Genomic DNA, 22168 nt, shown 5'->3' with positions numbered 1-22168 from the left:
CGCAACACACCTTTAACTTTATAAAATTATTATGATGCGTACACATTATTGCGGTCACCTGAACCGCGAACATATTGGACAAACTGTGACACTGTGTGGCTGGGCCCACCGTCGTCGCGACCACGGGGGCGTGATTTTTATTGATTTGCGTGATCGCGAAGGCCTGGCGCAAATTGTGATTGACCCGGATACCAAAGACGCATTTGCGATTGCTGAAACCGTACGTAGCGAGTTTGTCTTGCGTGTGGTGTGTAAAGTGCGTGCGCGCCCAGAAGGTACCGTCAACCCGAACTTGCCTACTGGCGAAGTGGAGATGCTGGCGACTGAAATTGAAGTGTTGAACGCCTCACTGACGCCACCGTTTATGCTGGATGACGACAACCTGACCGAGACCGTGCGTCTGGAGCATCGTTATATCGACCTGCGTCGCCCGGCCATGCAGAAAAACCTGATGCTGCGTTACAAAGTGGCGAAAAACCTGCGTGATTACCTGGATGACAACGGTTTTATCGAAGTTGAAACACCGATGCTGACACGTTCGACACCTGAGGGTGCACGTGACTACCTGGTGCCATCCCGTGTACATCACGGCATGTTCTTTGCATTGCCGCAATCGCCGCAGTTGTTTAAGCAATTGCTGATGGTGTCCGGCTTTGACCGTTACTTCCAGATCACCAAGTGCTTCCGTGACGAAGACTTGCGTGCGGACCGCCAGCCAGAATTTACCCAGGTCGATATTGAAACTTCCTTCCTGGAAGAAAATGAAATCATGGACATCGTCGAAGAGATGATCCGTCGCATGTTGAAAAAAATTCAGGATGTGGATCTGCCTGCCAAATTCCCACGCATGCCTTTCTCTGAAGCGATGAACCGTTACGGTTCAGATAAGCCAGACATGCGCGTGACACTGGAAATCACTGAGCTTAGCGATGTGATGAAAGATGTCGACTTTAAAGTGTTTGCCGGAGCCGCCAATATGGCGGGTGGCCGTGTGGCGGCGATCCGCGTGCCTAATGGCGCGGCGATCAGCCGCTCAGAAATCGATGCCTACACCGAGTTTGTCAAAATCTACGGTGCCAAAGGCCTGGCTTATATCAAGATCAATGACATCACCAAATTGAATGAAGAAGGCCTGCAAAGCCCGATTGTGAAAAACATTCACGTCAATGCGCTGCAAGCCATTATTGAGCGTACAGGCGCACAAAACGGCGACATCGTATTCTTTGGTGCCGATAAAGCCAAAATCGTGAACGAAGCGCTGGGTGCTTTACGCACAAAAGTCGGTCATGAAAAAGGTCATGTCGATGGTCGCCAGTGGGCGCCATTGTGGGTGGTGGATTTCCCGATGTTTGAGCATGATGAAGAGGCTGACCGCTGGGTGGCCTTGCATCACCCGTTCACTGCGCCTAAAGATGGCCACGAAGATTTACTGGTCAGCAATCCAGGTGCCTGTTTGTCTAAAGCCTATGACATGGTGTTAAACGGCTGGGAAGTGGGTGGCGGTTCTGTACGTATCCATAAACAAGACATCCAGTCTAAAGTGTTTGATGCATTGAAAATCAGCAAGGAAGAAGCACAAGAGAAATTCGGCTTCCTGCTGGACGCCTTGCAATACGGTGCGCCTCCACACGGTGGCCTGGCGTTTGGCCTGGACCGCTTGGTGACGCTGATGGCCGGTGCCGAGTCTATCCGTGACGTGATTGCTTTCCCGAAAACCCAGCGTGCACAATGTCTGATGACCAATGCGCCAAACGAGGTGGACGAGAAACAGTTGCGCGACCTGCATATCCGCGTGCGCCAGCAGAACGTCGCAGGCAACTAAGCCGATTGGCTTGGTCGACCGGCCAGAGTCAAGAAACAAAGCGCGTCTACCATGGGGTAGGCGCGTTTTTTATTGGATTGAATGCCTTGCTTGAAGGGATGGGCGCATGATGGATATCCGCAGTTATATACGCACCATTGCAGATTACCCCAAAGCGGGCATCCAGTTCCGTGATATCACGACCTTGCTCAAGGATGCTGCCGCTTTTAATGCCACCATTGATGCCTTGGCATTGCATTATGCCGATATTGCCCTGGATAAAGTGGTCGGTATTGAGGCGCGTGGGTTTATTATCGGTGCTGCTTTAGCGAGCAAGCTTGGGCTCGGGTTTGTACCAGTGCGTAAACCAGGCAAGTTGCCTGCGGCCGCCATTTCACAAGGCTATGCGCTGGAGTATGGTGAAGATGCACTGGAAATACATCAGGATGCGATTACTGCTGGCGAAAAAACACTGCTGATTGATGATTTGATTGCAACCGGTGGGACGGCTCTGGCTGCGGTTGCGTTGATACGTCAGTTGGGTGGTGTCGTCGAGCATGCCGGGTTCGTCATTGATTTGCCCGACTTGGGCGGCTTGCAACATTTGCAGGCGAGCGGCGTCCAACCATTTGTCCTGTGTCAATTTGAAGGACACTGATTTTTGTACTATATTGCGCAGACGCTTTGCACACACTTTTGATACGGCACTAATTAGATTGGAAAATCATGCCATTGACAGGAATTGATCACGTCAACTTTCGCACCGATCGCGACACCATGCATTTGTTGCGTGACTTTTATTGCGACGTGTTGGGCTTGACGGTAGGTAAACGGGTGGCCAGTACGACTTATGGCTACTGGCTCTATATTGGCAGGCAGGCTGTGGTACACCTGGCTGAGTATAAAACGGCCGAGCCGCCGCAACTGCATGTGCATGGCACCTATGACCATGTCTCATTTAACTGTAACGATATGGATGCGATGGAAGCCAATCTGCAGGCGCGCGGGGTGACATACACCACACGTATCCTGGCGAATGGTATCCGCCAGATTAATATGCGTGACCCGGCGGGTAATGGCGTGGAATTGAATTTTGCTGAATACGCCGATCCCAATTACGAGATGCGGCCTTCAGGTGACCCGAGCAAACTGGCCTAGGACTAGTGTGATGTGCATCACATATTGACGTCAGGCATTCGTTAGACAATTATTTTCATGCAGATCAAAATCAATTATGTGAATACGGGGAAGATCATGAAAAAAGTATGGATGATGATGTTGGGGGTGGTGGTGTTAGGCATGGCCGGACAGGCGCATGCGGAAGCCGATCCCAAATTATGGGCCGTCGTTAAAGAAGCATTTTTTCCAAAGCGTGAGATTCAGGAGGTTGATTTCCTGAAAATTGAAGCGCCGCGCCGCGCCGAGAGTGGGGCGCAAGTGCCGGTCACGCTGATTTATGACAAGGCCGCCGCCAATGGCGTGGTGCTAAAAAAACTGTATGTCATTGTGGATGCTAACCCGATTCAACTGGCGTCTACCTATCACCTGACCGATATGTTGAATGGTTTCCAGATGGCCACCCGTATCCGCCAGGAAACGGATTCTTTTGTGCGCCTGATTGGTGAAACCGCTGATGGCAAGCTGTATATGGGCAAGCGTGAAATCCGCGCCGCGGGCGGCTGTGGTGGTACCGTGGATAATAATGAAGCTGAAGTGCGGGCCGCGGCCGGTAAAATCAAATTAAATGTAGATGCACCCAAGTTTGGTGAGGCGGCGACGGCCACCTTTAATATCCGCCACGTCATGCGCACAGGCTTACAGCGCGACTTGGTCTCCCAAGGGTATGTGCCAGCGTTTTATATCAATAAAACGACTTTTACCTACAACGGTAAAGAGGTGATGACGGTGGATGTGGGTGTGGGAACCAGTGAAGATCCTTATATGAAATTCAGTTTTATTCCGGATGCACCGGGCAAGCTGGAAGTCGTGGCGACGGATAATGAAGGTAAAACTTTTACGCAAAGTCTTGATGTACACAGCTAGATGAAATGTTGCAGATCAGGCCTCTTTATAGAGGCCTTTTTTGTTTTATGGCAAATGACAGTTTAATCCCGGTGCTAAAATAACCGCTTTAGGAAAGGGGACAAGATGAAGAGTTTTCGTAAAGAGCTGTGGTTTAACATTTCCGCGCGTATGGATTTCAAGAACATTACGCAGGATGTAGTGGCATGTGTACGCGAAAGTGGCGTCAGAGAAGGCCTGGTACTGATCAACGCCATGCATATTTCTGCCAGTGTGTTTATTAACGACGACGAGCGTGGCCTGCACCATGACTACAAAGTGTGGCTGGAAAAGCTGGCCCCGCATGAGCCTGTGAGCGGTTATCGTCACAATGATACCGGCGAGGACAATGCAGATGCGCACATCAAGCGCCAGATCATGGGCCGTGAGGTGGTGGTGGCGATTACTGAAGGCCAGCTGGACTTTGGCCCTTGGGAACAGATTTTTTACGGTGAGTTTGATGGTCGCCGCAATAAGCGTGTGCTGGTGAAAATTATCGGTGAGTAAATGCAAATACTGCGTGTTGAAATGGAAATACGGTAATGAAGTCTCCTGAGTTATTAGCCCCTGCTGGCGACTTGGATCGCATGCGTACGGCGTTTGATTATGGTGCGGATGCGGTGTATGCCGGTCAGCCGCGCTACAGTCTGCGGGTACGTGAAAATGATTTTTCGATGCAGAATCTGGCGATTGGTATCCAGGAGGCGCATGCGCGCGGCAAAAAGTTTTTTGTTGCCAGCAATATTTCGCCGCATAACGCCAAGGTAAAAACCTATATGCGTGACATGGTACCGGTGATCGCCATGCAACCGGATGCGCTGATTATGGCCGACCCTGGCCTGATTATGATGGTGCGCGAGCAATGGCCGGAAATGCCTATTCATCTATCTGTGCAGGCCAACGCGGTCAATTACGCCTCGGTCAAATTCTGGCAGCGCATGGGGCTGACGCGCGTGATTCTGTCACGTGAATTATCCCTCGATGAAATTGCCGAAATCCGCCAGGAATGCCCGGAGATGGAGCTGGAAGTGTTTGTACACGGCGCTTTGTGTATTGCCTATTCAGGCCGTTGTTTATTGTCTGGCTATTTCAATTCGCGTGACCCTAACCAGGGCACCTGTACCAACAGTTGCCGTTGGGATTACAAGGTGCATGATGCGCAGCCGGATGCAGCAGGCGTGATCCGTTTGAAAGAGTTTGATTTTCAGGCGGAAATGGAGAAATCCAGCTTGTCTTCTTGTGGTTCCTTGCCACGCCATCCGGCCGCCGACCAGGTCTACCTGGTTGAAGAAAAGGGCCGCCCCGGCGAGCTGCTGCCGATGATGGAGGATGAGCATGGCACCTATATCATGAACAGTAAAGACCTACGTGCGATTGAGCATGTGGAAAAACTGATTGCGCTGGGCGTGGATTCGCTCAAGATCGAGGGCCGTACCAAGTCACGTTACTACGTGGCTCGCACCAGCCAGAACTATCGTCAGGCGATTGATGATGCCGTGGCGGGGCGCCCGTTTGACTGGCGCTTGCTCGGCGAGCTGGAAAATCTGGCTAACCGTGGTTACACCGATGGTTTCTACCAGCGCCACCATACCGCTGAGCACCAGAATTATGTACAAGGGCATTCCAGCGCCAACCGTAGTTTGTATGTCGGTGATGTCGTAGATTACGATGCTGAACGTGGGCTGGCCTCCATTCAGGCGCGTAATAAGTTTGCCGTGGGCGATAAGTTGCAATTAATCCACCCCAGCGGCAATCGCGATATTGTGGTGGAGCAATTGTTTGATAAGCGCGGCACGCCTGTACAGCAGGCTGCTGGCAGTGGGCATTTCGTCAAGCTGCCTATCGCCGCCAGCGTGCTGGATAACGCGATGGTGGCCAGGTATTTGTAAGGGATGGGCAATAAAAATAAAGGGGAGCATAGCTCCCCTTTATTTTTATTGGATCGGCTAGCTGTGGATATAACTTTCCAGTTGCTTGATCAGCTCTTGCTGGTAACTGATGGTTTCCTTGAGGATGTCGCCGATAGACAGCATGCCCAGCATCTTGCCATTGTCTAGTACCGGTAAGTGGCGGATGCGTTTATCCAGCATGGTGCTCATGGCTGATTCGACCAGTTCTGTGGGCTTGCCAGTAATGACCTTTTCGGTCATCACTTCACTGATGGCCGTGGTTTTGGATGAGCGGCCTTTGAGGATAATCTCGCGCGCATAGTCGCGTTCGGAGAAGATGCCTACCAATTCCCCATCCTTGATCACGGCCAGGGCGCCGATCTGGTATTCCGCCAGGATGACCAGTGCATCATACACCGGCCGGTTGGGCGCAATGCTGATGATGCCTTGGTGTTTTTTATGAGCGAGTACTTGTTGAAGTGTCTTCATGACTTCCTCCTTTCATCGGGCACGGATAGTTAATATACACCGATGTGCTAGTTTGTAACATATTTGTTTCATTTTATTTCACCTCTTGACATAATTAGCCAGCTAACTATAATGTGGCTAATTATGTTGCAACTTAGAGATCTCCCTACCCAAGAAGTCTTGCAGCGGTTTGCCCAACGGTACCCCGCAGCAGACGTCACTGCTATTGCCGGTTTCCTCATGTTGTTGCGGGTGGCGACGGATTTATCCATTGCGCTCGATGCTTGCCTGAGCAAGCATGACTTGTTGCAAGGGCGCTGGTGGGTGTTGATCCTGCTCATGCGTGAAGCCGACCTGACGTCCACGCCTTCTACCTTGGCTGAGAAGCTTGGCGTCACCCGGGCGACCATGACGGGCTTGCTGGATGGTTTGGAGCAAGTGGGCCTGGTGCAGCGTGTGGCTGTGCTAGAAGATAGGCGTAGCGTGAAAATCCGCCTCACCGCGGCGGGCCAGGCCAAGCTGGATGCCGTGATGCCTGACTACTACACACGCTTGCGCCTGTGTATGCAAGGGTTATCAGAAAGCCAGCGCAACGATCTGCAAAGTATTTTAGGTGTGATAGACCAAGGGATGTCTGCCTGGGATTTTAATCAATAATTTCGCAATTTTTAAAGAGGAGTAACACCATGGCAACAGTAGTTGATACCTTGATCGCTTTGAATCAGCAATTTGATGCGGCTTTTAATAGCAAAAATACCCAGGCAATTGGTGCCTTGTATGCTGAAGACGCGATTGTGATGCCAGCACCAGCTGGTGCCCCAGTCAAAGGACGTCAAGCGATTGCAGATTTCTTCGGTGGCTTGATTCAGGCAGGCGTGATTGAACATGCACTGACCATGAAAGAGGCCGTTGTGACGGATGCCCTGGCGACACAAACCGGTAATTGGGCAGGTGCCTTGATCGGCGAAGATGGCGTCAAACAACAGTTTGGCGGCAACGTACAAGTCGTTTTCCAGAAACAAGCCGATGGCCAGTGGCTGGCTGTAACACATATCTGGAACTAATACACACGTCACATACTTCTATGGAACAGGGTTTATGGATCAACTGATCAAACAACGCTCGCAGGCTTTAACGGCCTTGCTCGTACTCACCATCATCTGGGGTTATAACTGGGTGGTGATGAAGAGCGCGCTGCAATATGCCGGACCGTTCCAGTTTGCGGCCATGCGTACGTTTTTTGGTGCGCTGGTGTTGTTCCTGGTGTTGTATGTGACGCGCCGCCCGATGGGCTTAACCGAGTTTCCGACCATGCTGCTGTTGGGTATTTTGCAAAACGTCGGCTTTACCGGTGTGCTTATGTGGGCCCTGGTAGAGGGGGGCGCGGGTAAAACTGCCGTGCTGACTTATACCATGCCGTTCTGGACCCTGCTGTTTGCCTGGCCGATGCTGGGCGAGCGGGTACACGGTTGGCAGTGGCTGGCGGTGATTGCTGCAGTGTTGGGCATGCTGTTTATTTTTGATCCGCTACATATCCGTGCCGATAGTTTCAGTATGTTGCTGGCAGTGTTGTCTGGCGTGTCATGGGCGTTGTCTGCCATCATGACCAAACAGTTGCACAGGCGCCATCCGACGCTGGATTTGATCAACCTGACGGCATGGCCGATGTTGCTGGGTTCATTGCCCATGGTGCTGATCGCCTGGCTGGTGCCTGCGCCGCCGATAGACTGGTCAACGTACCTGATCGGCGCGGTGTTGTTTAACGTGGTGCTGTGTGGCGCGCTGGCCTGGTTGTTGTGGCTGTTTGCCTTGCAACGGTTGCCCGCCGGGGTGGCGAGTATGGCGTCCATGCTGGCACCGGTGATTGGTGTCATTGCGGCCTGGATACAGTTGAACGAAGTACCGGATCATATGGAAATGACAGGGATGGCGTTGATTATCTTTTCGCTCAGCCTGATTTCCATCCTGATGATGCGGCCCGGTTACGGTAAAAGCCAGTAACCCAAAGCCAGTTCGTATAAAAGGCCTGACAATGTCAGGCCTTTTTTGTTATGTGCGACGGTCGTTTGGTGATCGGGCGGCTGTGGTAAAATCAGCGGCTTAAATTACCTCAACAACGTTGTTAAAAAATACAAGGAAGCACTATGGCTGGGCATAGTAAATGGGCCAATATTCAGCATCGTAAAGGCCGTCAAGACGCCAAACGCGGCAAAATCTTCACCAAGCTGATCAAGGAAATCACGGTTTCTGCCCGCATGGGCGGCGGCGATACCGCCATGAATCCGCGCTTGCGTGCGGCAGTGGCTGCGGCTAAAGAAGAGAATATGCCTTCTGACAATATCACGCGTGCGATTAAAAAAGGCACGGGCGAACTGGAAGGTGTGAATTATGAGGAAATCCGTTATGAAGGCTATGGCATCAACGGTGCGGCCATTATTATTGATTGCCTGACTGATAACCGCCAGCGCGCGGTGATGGACGTGCGTCACGCCCTGACCAAGCACGGCGGCAACCTGGGCACCGATGGTAGCGTGGCATTCATGTTCAAGCACTGTGGGCAATTGGTGTTTGAGCCAGGCGTGTCAGAAGATGCGGTGATGGAAGTGGCGCTGGAAGCGGGCGCGGAAGACGTGATTACCGACGAAGATGGCAGTATTGAAGTGGTCACTGCACCGGGTGATTTCGTGACCGTCAAAGAGGCGCTGGAAGCCGCTGGGCTTAAAGCCGTGATGGCGCAAGTCACAATGAAATCACTGAATGAAGTGGTGTTCACTGGCGATGATGCCGTCAAAATGCAGAAAATCCTCGACATGCTGGAAGACCTGGATGACGTGCAGGATGTGTACACCTCTGCTGTGATCGAAGAGGCTTAATTGATGCGGTTCGCTGCTGGCATGTGTTCAGAAAACTGCTGATGGCGGTACAACGCATACTGGGCATAGACCCCGGCTTGAGGATCACTGGCTTCGGGGTGATTGAAGCCGTGGATGGCAAGTTATCGTATGTCACCAGTGGCGTGATTAAAACCGCTTCAGCTAAAAAAAGTGCAGAAGGCGAGCCGGAAAAAGAAGCCTTGCCTGAGCGTCTCAAAGTCATTTTGGATGGTTTGTTTGAAGTGATTGCCACTTACCAGCCGACGCAAGTGGCAATTGAAAAAGTATTTGTGAACGTCAACCCGCAATCGACCTTGTTGCTGGGGCAGGCGCGTGGCGCGGCGATTTCAGCGGCGGTGATCCGTCAATTGCCGGTGGCAGAATACACGGCGCTGCAAGTCAAGCAGTCTGTGGTCGGTAATGGCCATGCCCAAAAGGAACAGGTGCAAGAGATGGTCAAACGCTTGCTCAAATTGCCTGCCACCCCTAGTCCTGATTCAGCCGATGCCCTGGCTTGCGCCATCTGTCATGCGCATGGCGGGCAGGGCCTGGGTGCATTGGCTACCACCGGATTTAGAGTCAGAAATGGAAGATTGGTATGATTGCGCGTTTGCAGGGAAAATTGCTGGAAAAATCACCGCCTTTGATTGTGATTGACTGCAATGGCGTCGGTTATGAGGTGGAGGTGCCCGTGAGCACCTTTTATAACTTGCCTGAGTTGGGCCAGCCGGTACAGATATTGACCCATATGGTGGTGCGCGAAGATGCGCAATTACTGTATGGCTTTGGCAGTGAGCAGGAGAAAAACACTTTCAAGCAATTGCTTAAGGTCAATGGTATAGGCGCCAAATCCGCGTTGTCCATCCTCAGTGGCGTCAGCGTCAATGATTTAATGCTGGCAGTCAGCCAGCAAGAAGTTTCCATGCTGACACGCATCCCTGGCATCGGCAAAAAAACCGCCGAGCGTTTACTGCTTGAGCTTAAGGACAAGTTTGTGGTGACCGGCTCTACCTCGGCGCAACCTTCGGCTAAAGCAGCCACCGACGATATCCTCAATGCGCTGGTGGCATTGGGTTACAACGAGCGTGAAGCGTCTGCGACCGTCAAATTGCTGGAGCCTGGTGTCAGCGTCAGTGATGGCATCCGCCAGGCCTTGAAGTATCTGGCCAAGTGAGACATCACGCGCATGCGCCATGGTCTGTAATAGTCAAACGCCGCATGGTATCATCACAAAAAATAACTTACCTCTTTAGTGACCGGCAATGAGGTTTTGCGTTGACTAAATTTGCTTTGCACTTCATTACCGACCACCCATGATTGAAACCGATAGACTCGTCGCTCCTGCCACTGCCAGCGTCCAAGAAGAAGCGCTGGAACGTGCGTTGCGCCCCAAAGTGCTGGATGAGTATGTGGGGCAGGAAAAAGCACGTGGTCAACTCGAAATCTTCATCAATGCCGCCCGTGGCCGTCAGGAAGCGCTGGATCATGTGCTGTTGTTCGGCCCACCTGGCCTTGGTAAAACCACACTTGCCCATATTATTGCCAAAGAAATGGGCGTCAATCTGCGCATGACTTCCGGCCCTGTGCTGGAACGCGCAGGCGATTTGGCCGCCCTGCTGACCAATCTTGAACCTAACGATGTCCTGTTTATTGACGAAATCCACCGTTTAAGCCCAGTGGTCGAAGAGATTCTGTACCCGGCCATGGAAGATTACCGGCTGGATATCATGATTGGTGAAGGTCCGGCCGCACGCAGTGTGCGCCTGGATTTGCCACCGTTTACGCTGGTGGGCGCCACTACGCGTGCCGGCATGCTGACCAATCCTTTACGTGACCGTTTTGGCATCGTCGCCCGCCTGGAGTTTTACAGCCACGACGAGCTGGCCAAGATTGTCAGCCGCTCTGCCAGCTTGCTTGAAGTCGAGATGCAGCAGGCCGGTGCTTCTGAAATTGCCCGTCGTGCGCGTGGCACGCCGCGTATTGCTAACCGCTTGCTGCGCCGCGTGCGTGATTATGCGCAGGTAAAATCCGATGGCGTGGTGACGGACAAAGTGGCGGATGCCGCGCTGAAGATGCTCGATGTCGACCAGCAAGGGTTGGATGTGATGGACCGCAAGTTGCTGCAAGCGGTGGTAGAAAAATTTGGTGGCGGTCCTGTCGGCCTGGATAACCTGGCGGCGGCCATTGGCGAAGAGCGCGATACGATAGAGGATGTGCTGGAACCTTATTTGATTCAGCAAGGCTATCTCATGCGTACGCCGCGCGGTCGTGTTGCGACGCTGATGACCTATCAGCATTTTGGCCTCAAAGCGCCTGCCAGCATGGTGTCTGGCGAGTTGTGGCAAGAGGCCGGGCAGTAATATGTTTGTGTTCCCGGTGCGTGTGTATTATGAAGATACCGATGCGGGCGGCGTGGTCTATCACAGCCGCTACCTGAACTTTATGGAGCGCGCACGGACAGAATGGTTGCGGGCGGCGGGTTTTGCCCAGGCTGCGTTAAAGCAACAAGAGCAGGTGCTGTTTGTGGTTCACAGCATGCAACTGCAATTTAAAAAACCAGCCAGGCTGGATGACCAGTTACAGGTAGTATCACGCTTGATCGAGATGAAGCGGGGCAGTTTTAGCTGCCAGCAGCAGATCATGTGTGGCGAAACGATGTTAATAGAGGCGCAGGTCAAGGTGGCTTGCGTCGATGCGGATTCATTTAAACCAACGGGTATTCCGGCCCGACTCAAAATTGCACTGGAGTCTTCATGAATGTAGCGAACGATATGTCGATTTTTACCCTGGTGAGTGGGGCCAGTTTGCCAGTTCAACTGGTCATGCTGATCCTACTGCTGACCTCGCTGGTCTCCTGGTGGTATATCTTCATTAAAGTGTTTTCATTAAAGGCTGCCAATGAAAATGTCGACCAGTTTGAAGCCCAGTTCTGGTCCGGTGGTGACTTGAACGAATTGTATGAGCGCATTACTGCAGGCAGGAAAACGCCACAAGGCATGGCCAGTATTTTCCAGGCGGGTCTCAAGGAGTTTATTCGCTACAAACAGCAAAAAGATACTGAAGTGAGTGACGTGATGGAAGCCACACGCCGCGCCATGCGTGCCGCGTATAACCGTGAACTAGATTACCTGGATTCGCATTTACCATTCCTTGCGTCGGTCGGTTCCGTCAGCCCTTACATCGGTCTGTTTGGTACGGTGTGGGGCATTATGAACGCGTTCCGTGGCTTGTCTAACGTGGCACAAGCCACATTAAGCCAGGTAGCACCAGGCATTGCTGAAGCGCTGGTGGCAACGGCGATCGGCCTGTTTGCGGCGATTCCGGCCGTGATTGCCTATAACCGCTTTGCGGCAGGGGTGGACCGTCTGTCCGTACGCTACGAGAGCTTTATCGAAGAATTTACCAACATTTTGCAACGTAGAGCCTGATCGGAACCACTATGAGCAGAACGCGTAAACGGCGCATGATGAACCAGATTAACGTCGTGCCTTACATCGACGTCACGCTAGTATTGTTGGTGATTTTTATGGTGACAGCCCCCATGACTAATCCCGGTATGGTCGAATTGCCTAAAGTCGGCCAGGCGCTTAAACAGAGCGGTGACCCGATTGTGATCACTGTGCAAAAAGAAGGCACCGTGCTCATGGAAGGTAAGGAAATGCAGCGTGACGATATGTTGGCATTGATCCGTCAGCGCCTGGCTGAGGCGCAAAAGCCAGTGGTGGTGTCTGCCGACAAGAATACACCTTATGGTGAAGTAGTGTCGGTGATGGACTTGCTGAAACAGGCGCAGGTCAATCAGGTGGGCTTGTTGTTTCAGAACGAGAAGTAAGCAGTCAGTGATTTAAAACAGATGAAAATCGCATTGTCTCCACAAGATCAGGTCATACGCAAACGCGCAGCGGTGTTGTCTGTGCTCATGCATGTGCTGTTATTCCTGGGCATGATTTTTATGGTCGACTGGAAAGCCGTGCACGTCAATCCGAGCGTGATGGAGGCCACATTATGGGACAGTTTGCCCAGCAAACAGCCCTCCAAAGCGGTGACTAAACCTGTGGAGCCACCTCCTCCGCCACCACCGCCAGAGCCTAAGCCAGAACCCAAACCACCTGAGCCTAAACCACCGGAAAAAGCACCGCCGCCGGAGCCGCAAGTCAAACAAGCGGAACAAGAAGCGGAAATTGCACTCAAAAAACGGGAAGATGAGAAAAAGCGCCTGTTGGATGAAGAGAAAAAGAAAGAACTTGAGCAGAAAAAGCAGGAAGAGAAACTGAAGAAAATTCAGGAAGCCCTGCGCAAGCAAGAGGAAGAAGACAAGCTGAAAAAAATCCAGGACGCCATGCGTCAGCAGGATATGGATGCGCAGCAGTCAGCTGCGGCAGCAGCAGTTGATCCCTCTGTGCTTAACTATTACATGGGGCTGATGAGCCGCAAGATTCGCAACAATGTGAACTCTGGTTTATGTCCGGTGACCAACCCGGAACTGCTGGTTGACATACAAATGACCAATTCGGGTGATATATCTGGTATGCCCAAGCTGGTTAAAGGTTCGGGGGATGCCGTCTGTGATGATGCGGTGATCCGTGCCGTTCTGGCGGCAAAACCGTTTGATATGCCTGATGATCCGGCCGCGCGCAAGAAGATGGTGGATCAGATACGTTTGAAGTTCAGGCCGCGTAGCTAATACAGCCATGACGCTGAACACGCTTTTCGTTATAATTCTTGTCTATAAGCAAACCAAAATGAATAAAACTGTGACCATGCAAAACCTTAAAAATGGGTTGATCCATTTTTTGTCTCAAACCATCGGTGCTGGCGTACTGGTCTGGATGTTTGCGCTTCCGGCCCAGGCCGCACTGGAACTCGAGATCAGTGGCGGTAGCGCGATCCAGGTCCCTGTCGCGATTTTGCCCATGGCTGAATCCGGCGCTGTGCCATCCGGCAGCCGTTTGCATGAAATTATCAGCAACGACCTGCGCGGTAGCGGCATGTTCCGCATTATCAATACCAGTGGCATGCCTGCGTTGCCGACAACTGCTTCACAAATCAAATATACCGACTGGACCGCACTGAAAGCGCAAGGCCTGAGCTTGGGTGAGGTGCAGCAAGTGGGTGGCAATTTGAAAGTCTCTGTGCAAGTGATGGATGTATTGCGCCAGACCGCCTTGTTGCAATTGACTTATACCGTTTCACCTAGCCAGTACCGCCATGTGGCACATTTGATTGCTGACCAGATTTATGAAAAATTTACCGGTCAGCCAGGCGCGTTTGCGACACGTATTGCCTATGTGACTAAGGTGGGCAAGCGTTTCACCTTGCAGATCGCAGATTACGATGGTTTTAATGCACAAACGCTGGTGTCATCCAATGAGCCGATTATTTCACCGGCATGGTCGCCAGATGGCAGCAAAATGGCTTATGTTTCTTTTGAGAAAAAGAAGCCGATTGTATTCGTGCAGTCCCTGTATACCGGCGAACGTAAAGTGGTTGCCAACTTTAAAGGCAATAATAGTGCGCCGGCCTGGGCACCTGATGGTAGCAAGCTGGCTGTTGTATTGACTTATGGCGCCAACTCGCAGATTTATACCATCTCTGCTGATGGCTCCAATTTGCAGCAAGTCACGAAAAGCAGTTCGATTGATACCGAACCTGCATTCTCACCGGATGGCCAATCGATTTATTTCAGTTCAGACCGTGGTGGACGCCCGCAGATTTATAAAGTGCCTGCATCAGGTGGTTCAGCGTCTCGTGTGACATTTGAAGGCAGTTATAATGTGAGTCCGCGCTTTTCGCCAGACGGTAAGTACCTGACGTATATCCGCAATGATGGCGGCGCATTCAAGGTGGCTGTGCAGGACCTGGGCAGCGGCGATGTCAAAGTGCTCAGCACCGGCTCGCAAGATGAATCGCCCAGCTTTGCCCCTAATTCGCGTACTATTATGTACGCAACCCGTGTTGGCGGCAAAGGCACGCTGGCGACCGTCACTGTGGATGGTCTGGTCAGGCAGCGTTTGTCAGAAGCGGGCGGAGATATTCGTGAACCTGCATGGGGGCCTGCACAAGCAGCGCCCAAGTAGTCTATCCGTGGTCAATTTATTTAGTCACTCATTTTAAGGAGAAAGTATGAACAAGACAATTTGGACAGTTGCAGCACTTGCATTGGTGTTGACTGCTTGTAAAAGCACCCCGATGAACCCGGCAAAAGTGGAAGATTCCAGCGTGACTCGCCCAATTGCTAAATCACAAGGCAACACAGGTGCTGACAGCTCTGCCAGCACAGACAAAATCAATATCAAAACAGTGGATGTTGACACCAGCAAAGATGAGTTGAGCGCTGCTGAGTTGGCTAAACGTCAAGTGTTCTTTGATTATGACAGCGATGCGATTCGTGAAGAGTACAAGGCATTGGTGGCTAACCACGCTAAATACCTGGTTGCTCACCCGCAAACTAAAGTGGTGCTGCAAGGTAACACCGATGAGCGCGGTACACACGAGTACAACCTGGCTTTGGGTCAGCGTCGTTCAGTGGCCGTTAAAAACGCACTGAATGTATTGGGCGTAAGCGATAGCCAAATCGAAACCGTGAGCTACGGTGAAGAGCGTTCTAAACAAAACTGCGCAGATGACGGTTGCTTCCAGCAAGATCGTCGCGTAGACATCGTCTATGCAGGTCAGTAATTTGCGACTTTCTGCTGCTTTGATCGCCCTGGGGCTGACAGTGTCGACTGTCAGCCACGCGGCTTTGTTTGACGATACCGAGGCCAGAAAGCGGATCCTCGAACTGGAAAACAAGCAAACGTCTGACCATGATGCGCAACAAAAAGCCATCACTGACCTGACGCGTACCCAGCAATCGCTGGATCGGCGCGTGCAAAGCCTGGAAGCCCTGATTAACGGCAAGGGCTTGCTGGATATGCAAAACCAGTTGGAACAGATCAGGCAAGATGTGGCGCAGCTCAAGGGCGACCTTGAGGTGGTGACCCATCAGCTGGAAGATATGCGTACCAAGCAAAGTGCTTCATACACTGATCTTGATACACGTGTGCGTAAGCTGGAAACGCTGGCGCAGTCTGTGACCAGTGGTCAAATGCCGGTGACATCATCTGGCAGTAATGGCGGTGCTACTGATGCGAAAGCAGATGTTTCACAGCAAGAATCCAGTGCGTTTGCTGAGGCGGAGTCTTTAAACCAGGCAGGTAAGTACAAAGAGGCATTTAATGCTTATGATGCTTTTTTGAAAAACCACGCGGCGAGCAAGCTGGCACCTGATGCACTGTATGGCATGGGTTACACCCAGTTTGCATTGAAGAGCTACAAATCGTCTGCCGCAACGCAGCAGAAGTTTCTGGATAGCTATGCTTCGCATGCGTTGGCGCCCAATGCCATGCTCAACCTGGCGAATAGCCAGATTCAGTTGGGACAGATTCCTGCAGCCAAAAAGACCTTGAAAGACTTGGTTACAACTTATCCGTCGGCTGAAGTGACGCCAAGTGCGCAAAAACGCCTGAAGGTGTTGGAAAGTATCAAATAGCAGATTTTCGTTATTGAAATTACTTTATTTCGGCGATAATAGCGGGCAGATAGCAATATCTGCCCGTTTATTTTTTACATCCTCATGACCACACTCAGAATTTTCGAGATTTTCTATTCCTTGCAGGGCGAAAGCTCGCGCGTTGGCCTGCCTACTATTTTTATCCGTCTGACCGGTTGCCCACTACGCTGTGGGTATTGTGATACCGAGTATGCGTTTAAAGGTGGCAGCAATATGACGCTGGATGACATCATGCAGCAGATTGCCGCGTATGGGACGCCTTATGTCTGTGTGACGGGTGGCGAACCGTTGGCGCAAAAGCCATGTGTCGAATTATTGACCCGCTTAAGTGATGCCGGTTATCAGGTGTCGCTGGAAACCAGTGGCGCCATGGATATTGCGCCTGTGGATGCCCGCGTCAAAGTGGTGATGGATATTAAAACGCCTGGCTCTGGCGAAGTGGAGAAAAACCGCTGGGAAAATTTACCATTACTCAAAGCCGGTGACGAAGTGAAATGGGTGATTTGCAGCCGCGAAGATTTTGACTGGGCCAAGCAGATGTTAGAAACCCAGCCGTTTCCTGCGCACTGTGACCAGTTATTCTCCCCGAGTTTTCATGATGTCAGTGGCGAAACGCTGGCCAGCTGGATTTTGCAGGATCACCTCAAGGTGCGCATGCAATTGCAATTGCACAAAATCCTTTGGGGCGAGAAACAAGGAGTTTAAGCGTGCTTGCAACACAAAAACCTAAAGCCGTGATTTTGCTCTCCGGCGGGCTGGATTCCAGTACCGTGCTGGCCATTGCCAAGTCACAAGGCTATGACTGCTACTGTCTGAGCCTGGATTATCACCAGCGCCATAATGTCGAATTGTTGGCGGCGCAACGCGTAGCGACTGCGCTGGGTGCGGCTGAACATAAAACCGTGCAACTGGATCTATCGCTGTTTGGCGGTTCTGCACTCACTGACAGCAATATCGCCGTGCCTGAACAGGAAACGCAAGGCATTCCCGTGACTTATGTGCCTGCGCGCAACACCATTATGTTGTCGTTAGCGCTCGCCTGGGCGGAGGTGCTAGAGGCGCGTGATATTTTTATCGGCGTCAATGCGCTGGATTATTCGGGTTACCCGGACTGTCGCGGTGAATATGTCAAAGCTTTCCAGCAGATGGCCAATCTGGCAACCAAGGCGGCGGTAGAAGGTCAGACCATTACCGTGCATGCGCCATTGATTGATATGACTAAGGCGGATATTATTCGCAGCGGCCATGCATTGGGGCTGGATTACGGGTTAACGGTCTCCTGCTACCAGGCCAATCAGCAAGGCGCTGCATGTGGTGTATGTGACTCCTGTCGTTTCCGCAAAGCTGGCTTCGCGCAAGCCGGGGTGGCCGACCCTACGCCTTATGTAGGCGCATCTTCTGGTGCGTGAAAAACACTTGCCATGCTTTGATAATATCAAGTATAATCCGCGCCTTTCTGCAAAGAAATTCAATTTTAAGAGAACAAGATTATGGTCGTTATTCGTTTATCACGTGGTGGCTCCAAAAAGAACCCGTTTTACAGCGTAGTTGTGGCAGAGTCCCGCAACCGTCGTGACGGTCGTTTTATCGAGCGCGTTGGTTTCTACAATCCATCTGCACGCGCTGGCGCTGAAGGCTTGCGTATCGATGAAGCACGTACACAATACTGGGTGGACAACGGTGCGCAACTGTCTGACACCGTGGCACGCTTGGTTAAATTCCACGCCAAAGGCGTTGAAGGCATGGCTGCTGTTAAAGCTAAAGAAGTTGCCAAAGCTGAAGCTGCTAAAGAAAAAGCAATCGCTGAAGCTGCTGCTAAGTTGAAAGCTGAAGCTGACGCCGCTGCTGCAGAAGCTGCCGCTAAAGCCAAAGCAGATGCTGAAGCTGCTGCTGCTGAAACGCCAGCTGCTGAGTAATTGTTTCCGCGCCTGAGTTTATATGGCGTCTGAGAACATGGTCGTAATGGGGCGCATCGTCGCCCCATATGGCGTTTATGGCTGGGTTAAAGTCGTGCCGGATACGGAGTATCTGGACGGTCTGCTGGATTACGACGCCTGGTGGGTAGGTAAAGCGCCCAACTGGCGTGAAGTCACAGTTGAACAAGCCAAACTGCACAATGATGTGTTGCTGATCAAGCTGGCGGGTGTCGCTGATCGCGATGCAGCGTTTGCCTTGAAAGGGCAGCAAATCGCCGTACCGCGTGAGTCGCTGCCTGAGCCTGAGGAAGGCGAGTATTACTGGTCTGACTTGATTGGGCTGAGTGTGACCAACACTGAAGGTGTGGCATTTGGCAACATCACGCAAGTGTTTGAAACCGGTGCCAATGACGTGATTGTGGTGCGTGAAGCACAGCCAACCAGTGTCAAGGGTAAAGACGGCAAGCAGCGCGAAGAATATCGTGAACGCTTGATTCCGTTTACCAGCGATGCCGTGCCAGAGGTGAATATAAAAGCCGGGACGGTGCTGGTGGATTGGGATGCTGATTTTTAAAGAAAGCGCAGCTCATGATGCAGATTGAAGTCATCAGTTTGTTTCCTGAGATGTTTGCAGCACTGACTGAATATGGCATTACCAGCCGTGCCAGACAGCGCGGGTTGTATCAGTTAACACTGACCAATCCTCGCCAATATACGCAGGACGTGCATCATACGGTCGATGATAGGCCTTATGGTGGTGGTCCTGGTATGGTGATGCTGGCAGAGCCGTTGACTGCTGCCATTGGTGATGCCAAAGCGCGTTTGCAGGCGCAAGGGATTGCGCCTAGGGTGATGCATTTATCACCACGTGGCAAACCGCTGACGCACGAAAAGGTGTTGCAGCTAAAAGAATGTCAGGGGCTGGTGTTGTTAGCCAGCCGCTATGAAGGTGTAGACCAGCGTGTGCTGGATACACTGGTGGATGAGGAAGTCTCCATTGGTGACTATGTATTAAGTGGTGGTGAGTTACCCGCCATGGTGCTGCTGGATGCAATTATCCGGCAATTGCCTGGTGCGTTGGGTGATGCTGATTCGGCGCAGGAAGATTCATTTGTGAATGGCCTGCTGGATTATCCGCACTACACGCGCCCGGAAGAGTTTGCAGGATTAAAGGTGCCCGAGGTATTACTCTCCGGACATCATGAAAAGATTAGACAATGGCGATTACAGCAATCGCTACTGCTAACCAGGGCTAAACGCCCTGATTTATTGGCCGCAAGGCCGTTGACGAAGGAAGAGGCTAGGCTACTCAAAGAGGTCGAGTAGGAACGAGTCACTTTATAATTAAAAGGAACCAAAATGGCAGACATTATCAAAATGTTAGAGCAAGAAGAAATTGCTCGTTTAAACAAAACCATCCCTAGCTTTGCGCCAGGCGACACCGTGATCGTTGGTGTAAACGTGGTTGAAGGTACGCGTAAACGTGTGCAGGCTTACGAAGGCGTGGTCATCGCTATCCGTAACCGTGGCCTGAACTCTTCATTTATCGTGCGTAAAATCTCTTCAGGTGAAGGCGTTGAGCGTACATTCCAGACTTACTCTCCACAAATCGCTTCTATCGAAGTGAAACGCCGTGGTGATGTTCGCCGCGCTAAACTGTACTACTTGCGTGAGCGTTCAGGTAAATCTGCACGTATTAAAGAAAAATTGGTTGCTCGCGAGAAAGACATCGCTGCAAACAACGGTTAATTTAAACGTTGCACAAAAAAGCCCTTCATCAGAAGGGCTTTTTTATTGCCATGACACACTGGTGTTGGTTGCAGCCTGGGCGAGATTACAGTTTAATACGGTGATGAAGAGTCTTGATGATGAACTTGATGCCTTGGTCCCGGCGCCTTTTGGCTTCGTTGGCGTGCGCTGTGATGACGCTGGTGAGACGCTGCAGTTTTTACTGCATGCCTTACCAGTCAAGCATAAGCCTAATCCACGCGCCCAAGCCGTGGCTGACCAGATAGCCGCTTATCTCGAGAATCCAGACCACGTTTGGCAGCCGATTGTCTCGCAGCGCGGTACGCCGTTTCAGCAGCGTGTCTGGCAAGCCATGCGCGAGATTCCTGTCGGTGAAACGCGCACCTATAGCCAGTTAGCCGCTGCGGTAAAGTCTGGTCCGCGCGCAGTCGCCAATGCCTGTGGCGCCAATCCCTTGCCTTTGTTTAATCCTTGTCACCGTATTGTCGCCAGCAACGGCTTGGGTGGTTTTATGCAGGGCATAGACGGTGGCCTGGAAATCAAGCGCTGGTTGTTGGCACATGAGCAGCGACGCAAGTAAGTGATCAGATGCGGCAAAAAAAGAATTCTTTAGTGGCAACGCCATATTCGCCCCAACTGGTCACGTTTCCTGAGATCGATATCTTTATCGACCAGCTTTGGCTCGAAGATGGCTTGTCAGCGAATACCTTATCCAGCTATCGCAATGATTTAAAGGGTTTTGCCGAGTGGTGTGGCCAACAGGCGCTGACGTTGTGGCAAGTGCAGTCACAGCACGTGCAAGCGTATTTGGCACACCGCTTTCCATTGGTAAAAGTCCGTAGTATCAACCGCCTGATTGCCACGCTGCGCCGTTTTTATCGCTATGCCTTGCTGGCAAACCTCATCAAGCAAGATCCGACGCTGCATATTGAAGCGCCCAAGATGCCAAAATCACTGCCCAAAACGCTGAGTGAGTCGCAGGTGGAAGACTTACTGCATGCGCCAGATGTGAATACGCCTTTGGGTTTGCGCGACCGTGCCATGCTGGAGTTGTTATATGCCAGCGGCTTGCGTGTCTCGGAGTTGGTCAATGTGAGTATTGCCGAAGTCAGCACGCAAGACGGTGTAGTGCGCGTGACGGGCAAGGGCAGCAAAACCAGACTGGTGCCTATGGGGCAGGAAGCGGCGGAGTGGATAGACCGCTACCTGGCGATTGCGCGACCAGAGATATTAAAAGGTGGCTTGAGCGATGCCGTGTTTGTCACCACACGCGGCGCGGCCATGACGCGGCATGCGTTCTGGCATATTATCCAGCGCTATGCGTTGCAGGCAGGCATTTCACAACATATCAGTCCGCACGTGCTACGGCATGCGTTTGCTACACATTTGCTCAATCATGGCGCGGATTTACGCGTAGTGCAGATGTTATTGGGGCATGCGGATATTTCGACCACGCAGATTTATACGCATGTGGCTAGGGAGAGGTTGCAGCAATTGCATAAGGTGCATCATCCTCGCGGGTGATTGTTTTGTGAGCGAATCTATTTCGCCTCTAGGCGACCATTCTTTCTTATGCTTGTCCATAAGAAAGAAGGCAAAGAACAAGACACCCCAGCTTCCGCTTGTATCCTGTGCTACTCGGCTTGCCGGGCGTCCATCGAAACTCGCCCTGACAAGCCACACAAAACGTGGCTTGTTGCGGAGCTCAGACAGCCGATGGCCGAAGACTCCCGTCAACCCTGTGTTGCTCGGCGCGGCAGATGGGGGCCCCTAACACCTAATGAGCGCCACCGCTCCTAGTCGTTATCAATCAGCCAGAAGAATTATGCTTCCTATCAATTTTCATAATTGGTAGTTTG

Annotated in this window: 29 protein-coding genes; 28 read left to right on the top strand and 1 reads right to left on the bottom strand. The window is 51.8% G+C overall.

Features of this window, described 5'->3' with window-relative positions; translation table 11 throughout:
* Positions 1 to 31 precede the first annotated feature (31 nt).
* The 6 genes from aspS (at position 32) to yegQ (ending at position 5751) form a co-directional block, all read left to right on the top strand.
* Positions 32 to 1822: an aspartate--tRNA ligase gene (gene aspS / locus ACIDE9_RS11545; RefSeq protein ID WP_411994927.1), complete on the top strand. Its 1791-nt coding sequence runs from the start codon at positions 32 to 34 to the stop codon at positions 1820 to 1822.
* A 109-nt stretch (positions 1823 to 1931) separates the two neighbouring features.
* Positions 1932 to 2459, top strand: coding sequence for an adenine phosphoribosyltransferase (locus tag ACIDE9_RS11540; protein WP_411995002.1), 528 nt, complete (start codon positions 1932 to 1934; stop codon positions 2457 to 2459).
* A gap of 68 nt (positions 2460 to 2527) precedes the next feature.
* A complete protein-coding gene (locus tag ACIDE9_RS11535) occupies positions 2528 to 2959 on the top strand; it encodes a VOC family protein (protein ID WP_194754967.1) in 432 nt (143 codons plus the stop codon).
* A gap of 96 nt (positions 2960 to 3055) precedes the next feature.
* Complete coding sequence (locus ACIDE9_RS11530) at positions 3056 to 3844, top strand: quinoprotein dehydrogenase-associated SoxYZ-like carrier (protein ID WP_411994926.1); 789 nt, start codon at positions 3056 to 3058, stop codon at positions 3842 to 3844.
* Between the two features lie 105 nt (positions 3845 to 3949).
* Positions 3950 to 4369, top strand: a complete 420-nt coding sequence (locus tag ACIDE9_RS11525) for a secondary thiamine-phosphate synthase enzyme YjbQ (RefSeq protein WP_024930884.1) — start codon at positions 3950 to 3952, stop codon at positions 4367 to 4369.
* Positions 4370 to 4404: 35 nt separating this feature from the next.
* Positions 4405 to 5751 carry a tRNA 5-hydroxyuridine modification protein YegQ gene (gene yegQ / locus ACIDE9_RS11520; protein WP_411994925.1) on the top strand — a complete coding sequence of 449 codons (1347 nt, stop codon included), beginning with the start codon at positions 4405 to 4407 and terminating at the stop codon, positions 5749 to 5751.
* A 57-nt stretch (positions 5752 to 5808) separates the two neighbouring features.
* Here the strand turns inward: yegQ and ACIDE9_RS11515 are convergent, their stop codons facing one another.
* Positions 5809 to 6240: a CBS domain-containing protein gene (locus tag ACIDE9_RS11515; RefSeq protein WP_194754964.1), complete on the bottom strand. Its 432-nt coding sequence runs from the start codon at positions 6238 to 6240 to the stop codon at positions 5809 to 5811.
* Positions 6241 to 6363: 123 nt separating this feature from the next.
* On the opposite strand from ACIDE9_RS11515, the gene ACIDE9_RS11510 reads away from it, so the two are divergent.
* The 22 genes from ACIDE9_RS11510 to xerD all read left to right on the top strand — a co-directional run bounded on the left by ACIDE9_RS11510 (position 6364) and on the right by xerD (position 21833).
* Positions 6364 to 6876: a MarR family winged helix-turn-helix transcriptional regulator gene (locus ACIDE9_RS11510; RefSeq protein ID WP_411994924.1), complete on the top strand. Its 513-nt coding sequence runs from the start codon at positions 6364 to 6366 to the stop codon at positions 6874 to 6876.
* Positions 6877 to 6905: 29 nt separating this feature from the next.
* Positions 6906 to 7283 carry a YybH family protein gene (locus ACIDE9_RS11505; protein WP_194754962.1) on the top strand — a complete coding sequence of 126 codons (378 nt, stop codon included), beginning with the start codon at positions 6906 to 6908 and terminating at the stop codon, positions 7281 to 7283.
* A 34-nt stretch (positions 7284 to 7317) separates the two neighbouring features.
* The gene (locus ACIDE9_RS11500) at positions 7318 to 8220 is read left to right on the top strand and encodes a DMT family transporter (protein WP_411994923.1); all 903 of its coding nucleotides are present in this window, start codon (positions 7318 to 7320) and stop codon (positions 8218 to 8220) included.
* 143 nt (positions 8221 to 8363) lie between these two features.
* Positions 8364 to 9092 (top strand): YebC/PmpR family DNA-binding transcriptional regulator, encoded by a 729-nt coding sequence (locus ACIDE9_RS11495; protein WP_194754960.1) that lies wholly within the window; start codon positions 8364 to 8366, stop codon positions 9090 to 9092.
* A gap of 41 nt (positions 9093 to 9133) precedes the next feature.
* Complete coding sequence (ruvC, locus tag ACIDE9_RS11490) at positions 9134 to 9694, top strand: crossover junction endodeoxyribonuclease RuvC (protein ID WP_194755094.1); 561 nt, start codon at positions 9134 to 9136, stop codon at positions 9692 to 9694.
* Positions 9691 to 10266: a Holliday junction branch migration protein RuvA gene (gene ruvA, locus ACIDE9_RS11485; RefSeq protein WP_411994922.1), complete on the top strand. Its 576-nt coding sequence runs from the start codon at positions 9691 to 9693 to the stop codon at positions 10264 to 10266. The genes ruvC and ruvA overlap by 4 nt, the downstream gene beginning before the upstream one ends.
* Positions 10267 to 10405: 139 nt before the next feature.
* Positions 10406 to 11452, top strand: coding sequence for a Holliday junction branch migration DNA helicase RuvB (ruvB, locus tag ACIDE9_RS11480; RefSeq protein WP_194741262.1), 1047 nt, complete (start codon positions 10406 to 10408; stop codon positions 11450 to 11452).
* A gap of 1 nt (position 11453) precedes the next feature.
* Positions 11454 to 11849, top strand: coding sequence for a tol-pal system-associated acyl-CoA thioesterase (ybgC, locus tag ACIDE9_RS11475; protein ID WP_411994921.1), 396 nt, complete (start codon positions 11454 to 11456; stop codon positions 11847 to 11849).
* On the top strand, positions 11846 to 12520 hold the full coding sequence (gene tolQ, locus ACIDE9_RS11470) for a protein TolQ (protein WP_194741264.1): 675 nt from the start codon (positions 11846 to 11848) through the stop codon (positions 12518 to 12520). Before ybgC ends, tolQ begins: the two co-directional genes overlap by 4 nt.
* Positions 12521 to 12531: 11 nt before the next feature.
* Positions 12532 to 12924, top strand: coding sequence for a biopolymer transporter ExbD (locus ACIDE9_RS11465; protein ID WP_194741265.1), 393 nt, complete (start codon positions 12532 to 12534; stop codon positions 12922 to 12924).
* A gap of 21 nt (positions 12925 to 12945) precedes the next feature.
* Positions 12946 to 13776, top strand: coding sequence for a cell envelope integrity protein TolA (gene tolA, locus ACIDE9_RS11460; protein WP_411994920.1), 831 nt, complete (start codon positions 12946 to 12948; stop codon positions 13774 to 13776).
* 58 nt (positions 13777 to 13834) lie between these two features.
* Complete coding sequence (tolB, locus tag ACIDE9_RS11455; protein WP_411994919.1) at positions 13835 to 15169, top strand: Tol-Pal system beta propeller repeat protein TolB; 1335 nt, start codon at positions 13835 to 13837, stop codon at positions 15167 to 15169.
* 46 nt (positions 15170 to 15215) lie between these two features.
* Positions 15216 to 15770, top strand: a complete 555-nt coding sequence (gene pal / locus ACIDE9_RS11450) for a peptidoglycan-associated lipoprotein Pal (protein WP_194754955.1) — start codon at positions 15216 to 15218, stop codon at positions 15768 to 15770.
* Positions 15757 to 16623: a YbgF trimerization domain-containing protein gene (locus tag ACIDE9_RS11445; protein WP_411994918.1), complete on the top strand. Its 867-nt coding sequence runs from the start codon at positions 15757 to 15759 to the stop codon at positions 16621 to 16623. Before pal ends, ACIDE9_RS11445 begins: the two co-directional genes overlap by 14 nt.
* A gap of 84 nt (positions 16624 to 16707) precedes the next feature.
* On the top strand, positions 16708 to 17349 hold the full coding sequence (gene queE / locus ACIDE9_RS11440) for a 7-carboxy-7-deazaguanine synthase QueE (protein WP_411994917.1): 642 nt from the start codon (positions 16708 to 16710) through the stop codon (positions 17347 to 17349).
* Between the two features lie 2 nt (positions 17350 to 17351).
* Complete coding sequence (gene queC, locus ACIDE9_RS11435; protein ID WP_411994916.1) at positions 17352 to 18053, top strand: 7-cyano-7-deazaguanine synthase QueC; 702 nt, start codon at positions 17352 to 17354, stop codon at positions 18051 to 18053.
* An 81-nt stretch (positions 18054 to 18134) separates the two neighbouring features.
* Positions 18135 to 18560 carry a 30S ribosomal protein S16 gene (gene rpsP, locus ACIDE9_RS11430; RefSeq protein WP_411994915.1) on the top strand — a complete coding sequence of 142 codons (426 nt, stop codon included), beginning with the start codon at positions 18135 to 18137 and terminating at the stop codon, positions 18558 to 18560.
* A 37-nt stretch (positions 18561 to 18597) separates the two neighbouring features.
* Positions 18598 to 19134, top strand: a complete 537-nt coding sequence (gene rimM / locus ACIDE9_RS11425; protein WP_411994914.1) for a ribosome maturation factor RimM — start codon at positions 18598 to 18600, stop codon at positions 19132 to 19134.
* 17 nt (positions 19135 to 19151) lie between these two features.
* A complete protein-coding gene (gene trmD / locus ACIDE9_RS11420) occupies positions 19152 to 19886 on the top strand; it encodes a tRNA (guanosine(37)-N1)-methyltransferase TrmD (protein WP_228520118.1) in 735 nt (244 codons plus the stop codon).
* Between the two features lie 33 nt (positions 19887 to 19919).
* The gene (gene rplS / locus ACIDE9_RS11415) at positions 19920 to 20309 is read left to right on the top strand and encodes a 50S ribosomal protein L19 (protein ID WP_194754948.1); all 390 of its coding nucleotides are present in this window, start codon (positions 19920 to 19922) and stop codon (positions 20307 to 20309) included.
* A 61-nt stretch (positions 20310 to 20370) separates the two neighbouring features.
* Positions 20371 to 20889, top strand: coding sequence for a methylated-DNA--[protein]-cysteine S-methyltransferase (locus tag ACIDE9_RS11410; RefSeq protein ID WP_411994913.1), 519 nt, complete (start codon positions 20371 to 20373; stop codon positions 20887 to 20889).
* 8 nt (positions 20890 to 20897) lie between these two features.
* Entirely contained in the window at positions 20898 to 21833 is a 936-nt protein-coding gene (xerD, locus tag ACIDE9_RS11405; RefSeq protein ID WP_411994912.1) for a site-specific tyrosine recombinase XerD, read from the top strand.
* Positions 21834 to 22168: the final 335 nt, after the last annotated feature.

Source organism: Methylophilus sp. 'Pure River' (genome assembly GCF_046765995.1).
Lineage (GTDB): Bacteria > Pseudomonadota > Gammaproteobacteria > Burkholderiales > Methylophilaceae > Methylophilus.
Note: the sequence above shows the minus strand (reverse complement) of the source record. Positions and strands in the feature narration are given on the sequence as shown.